Origin of the sequence: Tissierella sp. P1 (genome assembly GCF_002266425.1) — a bacterium.
Classification (GTDB): Bacteria; Bacillota; Clostridia; order Tissierellales; family Tissierellaceae; genus Tissierella; species Tissierella carlieri.
Genome location: NZ_NPMN01000017.1, coordinates 94,928 through 101,613, shown reverse-complemented (window position 1 = coordinate 101,613; position 6,686 = coordinate 94,928). Strand labels below are relative to the sequence as shown.

Genomic DNA, 6,686 nt, shown 5'->3' with positions numbered 1-6,686 from the left:
AATCAATATGCAGTAATTTTTCTGCAAAATTATTAACAGCACTAATTCTACCTAATTTATCAATATAGATTACTCCCGTGTCCACATTTTCGATAATTTGCTTACCATAATAAACAATATTTTGACCAAACCATTTATCGTATATACTCTCATAAACTCCATTTGCTTTTATTCTATCCATACCAATTTTAAATTTAAAAGCAGTATTTGAGTTACCTTTATTAAATGCAATACCATATCTAGTTATATTTATTGGCTTTCCTAATAGCTTAAAACCACCTTTAATTCCTAGCTTATCCATATAATAAAGTAATGTAAGCTTATTCCCAATAACTATATCTACTTCTTTTGACAGCAGCAGTCTTAAATTATTCTCATGGTTTGTTGATATCAACATTGATTTATTATTACCACGGGAGCGAATTTTTTTTATTAACTCATATCCGTCATTTTCTTGCACAGCAACTTTATAATCGTTTAAGTCTGTTAAATCATTTAAGTCATTTCTATCAATCAATGCAATCGCTGAATGAAATACAGTTATATATTCTGATGCAAAAACATATTTTTCTATTCGTTCTCTACTTATAGACATGCCCTGAATCGCATCGCATTCTCTACGTTCCATTTTTTTTATTGCATCATCCCACTCTAATAGCTCTATATTCACATCAAATCCCATCTCTTTAGCAATACTTTTAGTTATATCAATATTAAATCCTTCTATAGCACCTTTTTCATTAATAAATTCAAAAGGCGGATGTTTTATACTAGCACAAATCCTCAATTTATCCATTTGAATTCTCCTTTTGTAAGTTGCCGTTTTCCCTATATTATCTACATATAAAATAAAAATAATCTCATAGAATATTCTTAATATTATTTTTATAATATCATACTGAAGCTATTTTGGGGACATAAAATTATTCAAAACAAAACTTCCCTCAATCCTAAAATGATTAAGGGAAGTTAATTAGTTTATATATTTTGTTTTTCTCTGATCTTCTTTTAATTTTTCTGGAGTAACGTCATTTCCTTCTTCGTCTAATACCTTTACATGCATGAGGGTATTTTTCATATTTCCCCTAAATATAGCCAGGTATTCTTGACGTAGCCTTTGTTGTTCTTCCTTTTCTGATTCTGTTAATCCAATAGTCTTGGATTTATGCGCAAGTTCGTTTATTCTCTTTATTAAATCCTTCATCTAATCTCTCCAATTCTTTATGAATTACTTATTAGATTTTATCATGTGTTTAATCATTCTTCAACAAGTAAATCTTTCTTCTTCATCCACTTATATATAATAAATCCGATACTGTCAGCAAGTGCCCATCCTATTGGAACAGACCACCATATTCCTTTTTGTGCTATAGACGGAATACCTGAAAGTACATATGCCATAAGAACTCTAGTACCTAATGAAATTATTGTAAGAATTAGTGATACATTTAATGCACCAATGCCCCTGAAAAATCCATAAAACATAAACAAAAATCCTATTAATACATAAAATATTGAGATTATAGATAAATATTGTACACCTAATTTTATCACATTAGTTTCATTTGCATTTACAAATATCTTCATTAGATTCCCTGAATTTATATAAATCAATGTAGACATTATTAGACAGAATATTATTATAGTCTTTACAGCAGACTTTAATCCTTGAATTATCCTGTCATTCTCTTTAGCCCCTTTATTCTGAGCTACATAGGTTCCAAAGGCATTCCCAAAGTCCTGAACAGGTAAATATGCTATAGAATCTACCTTACCAGCTGCAGTAAATGCTGCAATAGTATCTGATCCAAAAGTATTTACAATACCTTGAACACATACCATTCCGAAAGTCATAATGGATTGTTGAATTGATGTAAGAAAACTAAATTTACCTACTTTCTTTGCTATCTCTCTATCGAATACTAAGTCCTCCCGTTTTAGTCTAATAAATGGTACTTTGGCAAAGGCATATATTAAACATAAAATTGAAGAAACAGCCTGAGCAATTATTGTAGCAAGAGCTACTCCAAATACCCCCATATTAAAAACTATAACAAAGACTAAATCTAATACTATATTTATTATAGCTGCCAATATTAGAAAGTATAAAGGTGTTCTTGAATCTCCAATAGATCTAAGAAGAGCTGAACAAGCATTATAAAGATAAACAAATATTAATCCTCCAAAAATAACCTGCAAATATACTTGAGAATCTGCAAATATATCTTCAGGTGTATTTATGAGCTTTAACATTCCATTAGTGTTAAATACTAAAACAATTGATAATACTAATGTAAAAATTCCTATAGATAAAAATGATATATATATGGTTTTTCTAAGATTAGAATAATTTTTTTCTCCAAAATAATAGGAATATACTACTGAAGCACCCATACACAGTCCAATTATTACAAATGAAAAAAAGTTCATAAGCATAAAGGATGAACCCACTGCTGCTAATGCATTCTTTCCTACAAAATTTCCAACTACTACTGAATCTACTATATTATATAATTGCTGAAACAAGTTTCCAATTAACATGGGGAAGGTAAAAGCTATTAACGTTTTAGTTGGATTCCCCTTTGTCATATCTGTTATCATTTATTTTCAATCCTTTCTCTACCTGTACTATTGTAGTGTAACATGAATAGAGATATAATTAAAATAGTAAAATATTATAGAATATATATACTTTTTTATATAGGAGAGTTGATTATGGATTTAAAACAACTTTTGTATTTTGTTACAGTTGTAAATGAGGGAAATATAACTGCTGCTGCAAGAAAGTTACATATCGCACAACCTGCACTCAGTAATCATATAAAAAATCTTGAAGATGATTTAGATATGAAACTATTTTATAGGGGTCCGAGAAAAATAACTCTTACAGATGCAGGTGAAATTCTTTATACTAAAGCAAATAATATTCTTGAGCTAAAACATTCTATTAGAAGAGAATTAGAAGATAGTAGATCTGGATTTAAAGGGACCTTAAAAATTGGAACTATATCAGCCATAGATGCCGACTTACTAGAAAATAATTTTCTTAAATTTCATCAAAAATATAATAATATAAAATATGAATTATATGAGGGCATAACCCCTGAAATTATTAAAATGTTATTTTCAAGAGTTATTGAGATTGGAATTGTAAGGACACCCTTCGATAAAACAGGACTCAATATTACTTATTTGAAAGTTGAGCCTATGATAGCAGCATATAAAAATGACGATGATTTAGACAAACTAGGGTTTAATATTTCAATAGAACATCTTAATAAAAAACCTCTCATAATCTATCGTAGATTTGAAAGTATAATAATTTCTGCATTTCAAAAAGTTGAAATAAGTCCATATATTTTCTGTATAAATGATGATTCTAGGACTTCCTTGCTATGGGCAAATGCTGGCCTAGGAGTTGCTATTGTTCCAATATCATCTAAGAATCTTGTACTTGCAAATAATTTGAAGTTCAAAGTTATAGATAATGAATCTTTATTTACTCAAGTTGCAATAATAACACTTGAAAATAGTAGTTTATCTTCTGTTGCAACTAATTTTTTAAGAGAGATTACAATAGACCCTCTCTCTATTTAAGAGATAAGGGTCTATTAATTTTCTTTTAATTTTAATTCTAATTCAATCTCTTCAATAGTTCCTTTAAATATTCATAGGTTCTTTTTGTAGACGAAATACTAAGTCTCTCCTTAGGTGTGTGGACATCATACATGTTTGGCCCAAATGAAATGATGTCTAAGTTGGGATATTTTTTTGCAAATACACCACATTCCAATCCTGCATGAATTACTGTTGATTCCATTTCTTTTCCAAATACTTCTTTGTATAGTGCTAATGCTGTATCTCTTAATTTTGATTCAGGATTATACTCCCATTCTGGATAATTACCACTAATGCTGTAAGAGGCATTAGTTTTATCTATTTCTTCTAGGATATTTTGACGTAGTTTTAATAACACACTTTCTGCTGAGCTCCTAGTTGATACTTGAATTATGATTTGCTCTTCTTCTGTTTTGATTATAGCTAAATTGCTAGAGCTTTCTACTATCTCCTTATCTTGGGGAAGTCTCGTAAATACTCCTGTTGGAATAGAATCAATAAGCAAAATTAAAGAACTAAGAACCTTTGAACTTAAAACCTTTGAAACCAAATTACCTCTTGTAATTCCTATGCTAATATCTGGCTCTTCTAGCTTATTTTCATCTATAATTGTCTTTCTGATTTCTTCAATCTTATCATTAAATTTAGATAAATCTTCAGAATTCACTCCAATCTTAGCCCTACTCTGTCTTGGAATAGCATTATCTTTAGTTCCACCTGTAATAGATATCAATTTTATGTCTATAGTTTCTTTTATTTCCCTTAATATAGAATTTAATATCTTATTAGAATTACCTCTAGGTTTATGAATTTCCATACCAGAATGTCCTCCCATCAAACCTCTGACCTCTATCCTAATTTCATAGGAATCAGAAACTTCTTTATATTCTATTGGAATTTTTACTTCAATTAATTCTCCTCCAGCAGACCCTGTTACAAGTACCCCTTCTTCTTCTGAGTCTATATTCAATAGCCTAGTTCCTTTTAAGACACCCTCAGATAATCCAAGAGCTCCATCCATCTCAGTCTCTTCAGACGTGGTTACTAACAACTCTATACTAGGATGCTCCAAAGTAGTATCTTCAAGGATTGCTAACCCCATCGCTACAGCTATTCCATTATCTGCTCCCAAAGTAGTTTTATCTGCATGAATATAGTCTCCATCAATTTCTAATTTAATAGGATCTTTATTAAAATCATGGCTGCTAGTATCTTCTTTTTCACATACCATATCCATATGTCCTTGTATTATAACTCCTTCTGAATCCTCATATCCTAGTGTAGCAGGTTTTCTAATGATGACGTTAAGTACATTATCTTGAATCGTCTCAAGACCCAGCTTCTTGCCAATCTCTCTTATATAGTTGCTAACATTCTCTTCATTATAAGAGCATCTTGGAATTTGAGATAATTGCTCAAAATAATAAAACACTCTCTTTGGCTCTAAATTTTCTAATTTATTCATAGGTTTCTCCATATTCTCATCTCCTAATCCTTTTAAATATATTTCCAATATTTAATGATTCTTATACAATATAAAAAAGGATGGTTGATCCTACTTCCCATCCTTAAAAAAGTCCTCTTATTATCATTGTAAATCCTAAAACAGCTAATGGAATACCTAGAATAGCACCAATAAATGTTAAACTCAAAACAATACCTAATATCAGAAAAGCAAATCCTAACATAATAGCTACTAGTCTTCCAGTCACTTTCATTATGCCTTCAACCAATTTTCCTAATGCAATAAAAGGAAAAAATAAAAATTTCATCTTCTTTATCCCCCTATTTTTATCTAATATATTCATTATATGAAATTTTACTATATCTAGTTCTTCTTTATAACAAATATATTAATTTAATACTCCATATCGATGATAATATCGCTATCTAAATTTGGATTTATCTCTTTTATTAGCTCTGCCAGTTCTATTTTAAATTCTTCTTCTGAAAACTGTTTATCACTCTTATTTCCATCTACCACTACGTGAAAAACCACAATCTTACTTCCATTATCTTCTATGATATTGAAGTCATGCATAGATTTAATAAATGAGTCTTTTTTTATTCTATTTTTTATTTTATTCATAATGTCAACAGACTCTTTTGATTGAAAGCCTATAGGATCCATATGAATTACTAAGTGTAGATTAAACTTTTCACTTAATTCCCTTTCTGCCTGATCAATTATATTGTGAATTGTAACTACATCTATATCCGATGGTATCTCTGCATCTATTGTAGCCATTACCTTACCTGGCCCATAGTTATGAACTATTAAATCATGTACACCTAATATATAATCATAGGAAAGAACTCCTTCGGTTAATTCTCTTATTAAATCCTCATGAGGAGCCTCGCCAATTAATTGGCTAAGGGTTTCTTTTACTAGTGAAAATCCTGAGTATAGAATAAATATAGATACTAAAATTCCTACATACCCATCAATAGGATATTCTGTAATTAGTGATAAAAGTAAAGAAAAGGCTACTACAGAAGTAATAATCACATCACCTAGAGCATCTGTAGCTGTTGCCCTTAAAGCTGCTGATGAAATCTTATTTCCAAGTTTTCTATTGAAAAAGCTTAGCCATATTTTGAGAGATATAGATATTACTAATAATATAAAAGGGATTATCTGAAATTCTATAGCCTTTGGGCTAATTATCCTATCAACTGATGATTTAACAAATTGAAATCCTACTACCATAACCATAAATGCTATTATCAATGCTGTTAGATACTCTATCCTTCCATGACCATAAGGATGTTCTTTATCTGGTGGCGCATTTGAAAGTTTAAATCCTATTACGGTCATAATAGAAGAAGCAGTATCAGATAAATTATTAAAAGCATCAGCAGTAACAGCAATTGAAGACATTATTAGTCCCGTAATAAGCTTTAATATAGATAACAGTAAATTTACAAACAGTCCTACGAAACCAGCAATATACCCTATTCTCTCTCTTACGCTTTTATCTAGATAATTATGATTTCCTTTCGTAGCAAGGTTTAAAAAATATTCTGTCAATATGCTTCCTCCTTTGAGATTTATAATAATATATTTG

Annotated in this window: 7 protein-coding genes; 1 reads left to right on the top strand and 6 read right to left on the bottom strand. The window is 29.8% G+C overall.

Annotated features, from left to right (window positions below; all coding sequences use genetic code 11):
- The 3 genes from CIW83_RS13175 to CIW83_RS13165 form a co-directional block, all read right to left on the bottom strand.
- On the bottom strand, nucleotides 1–796 hold a 796-nt coding region (locus tag CIW83_RS13175; protein WP_143598562.1), incomplete at its 3' end, for a transporter substrate-binding domain-containing protein.
- Nucleotides 797–973: 177 nt separating this feature from the next.
- The gene (locus CIW83_RS13170; RefSeq protein ID WP_094901890.1) at nucleotides 974–1,204 is read right to left on the bottom strand and encodes a DUF896 domain-containing protein; all 231 of its coding nucleotides are present in this window, start codon (nucleotides 1,202–1,204) and stop codon (nucleotides 974–976) included.
- Between the two features lie 53 nt (nucleotides 1,205–1,257).
- Nucleotides 1,258–2,601: an MATE family efflux transporter gene (locus tag CIW83_RS13165; protein ID WP_094901888.1), complete on the bottom strand. Its 1,344-nt coding sequence runs from the start codon at nucleotides 2,599–2,601 to the stop codon at nucleotides 1,258–1,260.
- A 114-nt stretch (nucleotides 2,602–2,715) separates the two neighbouring features.
- On the opposite strand from CIW83_RS13165, the gene CIW83_RS13160 reads away from it, so the two are divergent.
- Nucleotides 2,716–3,597 carry a LysR family transcriptional regulator gene (locus CIW83_RS13160; protein WP_094901886.1) on the top strand — a complete coding sequence of 294 codons (882 nt, stop codon included), beginning with the start codon at nucleotides 2,716–2,718 and terminating at the stop codon, nucleotides 3,595–3,597.
- Nucleotides 3,598–3,634: 37 nt separating this feature from the next.
- Here CIW83_RS13160 and CIW83_RS13155 read toward each other — a convergent pair whose 3' ends face one another.
- The 3 genes from CIW83_RS13155 to CIW83_RS13145 all read right to left on the bottom strand — a co-directional run bounded on the left by CIW83_RS13155 (nucleotide 3,635) and on the right by CIW83_RS13145 (nucleotide 6,649).
- Complete coding sequence (locus CIW83_RS13155) at nucleotides 3,635–5,095, bottom strand: aminoacyl-histidine dipeptidase (protein WP_235601333.1); 1,461 nt, start codon at nucleotides 5,093–5,095, stop codon at nucleotides 3,635–3,637.
- 91 nt (nucleotides 5,096–5,186) lie between these two features.
- A complete protein-coding gene (locus tag CIW83_RS13150; RefSeq protein WP_094901884.1) occupies nucleotides 5,187–5,390 on the bottom strand; it encodes a hypothetical protein in 204 nt (67 codons plus the stop codon).
- A gap of 86 nt (nucleotides 5,391–5,476) precedes the next feature.
- The gene (locus CIW83_RS13145; protein WP_201259872.1) at nucleotides 5,477–6,649 is read right to left on the bottom strand and encodes a cation diffusion facilitator family transporter; all 1,173 of its coding nucleotides are present in this window, start codon (nucleotides 6,647–6,649) and stop codon (nucleotides 5,477–5,479) included.
- Nucleotides 6,650–6,686 lie beyond the last annotated feature (37 nt).

What these genes read in the sequence shown, in the direction of transcription:
- CIW83_RS13165 (WP_094901888.1), bottom strand. Translation starts at nt 2,601, where the DNA reads ATGATAACAGATATGACAAAGGGGAATCCAACTAAAACGTTAATAGCT.
- CIW83_RS13160 (WP_094901886.1), top strand. Translation starts at nt 2,716, where the DNA reads ATGGATTTAAAACAACTTTTGTATTTTGTTACAGTTGTAAATGAGGGA.
- CIW83_RS13170 (WP_094901890.1), bottom strand. Translation starts at nt 1,204, where the DNA reads ATGAAGGATTTAATAAAGAGAATAAACGAACTTGCGCATAAATCCAAG.
- CIW83_RS13150 (WP_094901884.1), bottom strand. Translation starts at nt 5,390, where the DNA reads ATGAAATTTTTATTTTTTCCTTTTATTGCATTAGGAAAATTGGTTGAA.
- CIW83_RS13155 (WP_235601333.1), bottom strand. Translation starts at nt 5,095, where the DNA reads ATGGAGAAACCTATGAATAAATTAGAAAATTTAGAGCCAAAGAGAGTG.